This window comes from Dietzia sp. SLG310A2-38A2 (assembly GCF_014145095.1).
In the GTDB taxonomy this organism is placed as follows: domain Bacteria; phylum Actinomycetota; class Actinomycetes; order Mycobacteriales; family Mycobacteriaceae; genus Dietzia.
Window position 1 is genome coordinate 19,667 of sequence record NZ_JAALDX010000551.1, and the last position, 946, is coordinate 20,612.

1 protein-coding gene and 1 CRISPR repeat array (1 of these 2 only partly in view) are annotated in these 946 nt (G+C 68.0%); the gene reads right to left on the minus strand.

Features of this window, described 5'->3' with window-relative positions:
• Positions 1–234: a CRISPR direct-repeat array (repeat unit 21 nt; unit sequence GTCGTCCCCGCGCAGGCGGGG); it begins 35 nt to the left of the window's first position.
• A gap of 304 nt (positions 235–538) precedes the next feature.
• Positions 539–946: thiamine pyrophosphate-dependent enzyme (locus G6027_RS18300; protein WP_241727284.1), on the minus strand; the 408-nt coding region annotated here is incomplete at its 5' end.

A 946-nucleotide genomic window follows, 5' to 3' on the forward strand; every position in this document is an offset into this window, starting at 1 on the left:
CGGTGCCCGGCCACATTCTCCAAGACGACGGTCGTCCCCGCGCAGGCGGGGCTGTTCCGCAGTTCTGCCTTTGAGGTGGGGCACAAAACACGTCGTCCCCGCGCAGGCGGGGTTCTTCCGGCGGTCCGCGGCGGAGTCGGTCATGCCGTTGCGTCGTCCCTGCGCAGGCGGGCCTGTTCCGCGGTGCCTCCGACTCGACGGTCTGACCCGTGGGCCGTCCCCGCGCAAGTGAGGCTGGTCCGGTGGGGCTTAAGGCTCTGGGGGTCGCTCCGGAGTCGCCCCTGCGCAGGACGGGCTTCCCACGCCATTTGCAACGTCATCGTGCGGAAACGAAATCGGTGTTGGACTTCTCGGGCTGAATTGTTGTCTGAGCTCCCCGCTAGAGTGCTAGGAAATCGTCCCCGCGAAAGCGGGGCTGTTCCTCGTGACGTCGGAGGATCGAGTCTTCCCACCGGGTCGTCCCCGCGAAAGCGGGGTTCCAGCAAATTGCAGGTTCTGCCAGTCAAAAATTGAGTGCGACTCGGGTGGTCCCAGTCACCTACACCCCGAACGTCGACCGGGGATAGCCGGCCTCTACGTCTGTCACGATGTTGACCAGGTACGGCGCCCCGCTGGCGAACGCGCGGTCCAGGGCGGGGCCGATCTCTGCCGGATCGGTGACCATCTCACCGGCCCCGCCGAGCGCCCTGACCACCTGGTCGTACCGGGTGCGCGGGGCGAGGTCGGCGATCACGTCGTAGCCGTAGAGCATCTGCATCGGACCCTTCTCCAGGCCCCACGCCCCGTTGTTCCCCATCACCATCACCACGGGCAGGTTGTGCCGCACGAGGGTGTCCACGTCGATCAGTGAGAACCCGGCCGCGCCGTCGCCGAGCAGCAGCACCACCTGGCTCGACGGCCGGGCGATCCTGGCGGCGATCGCCGCGCCCAGGCCCGCGCCGAGGCA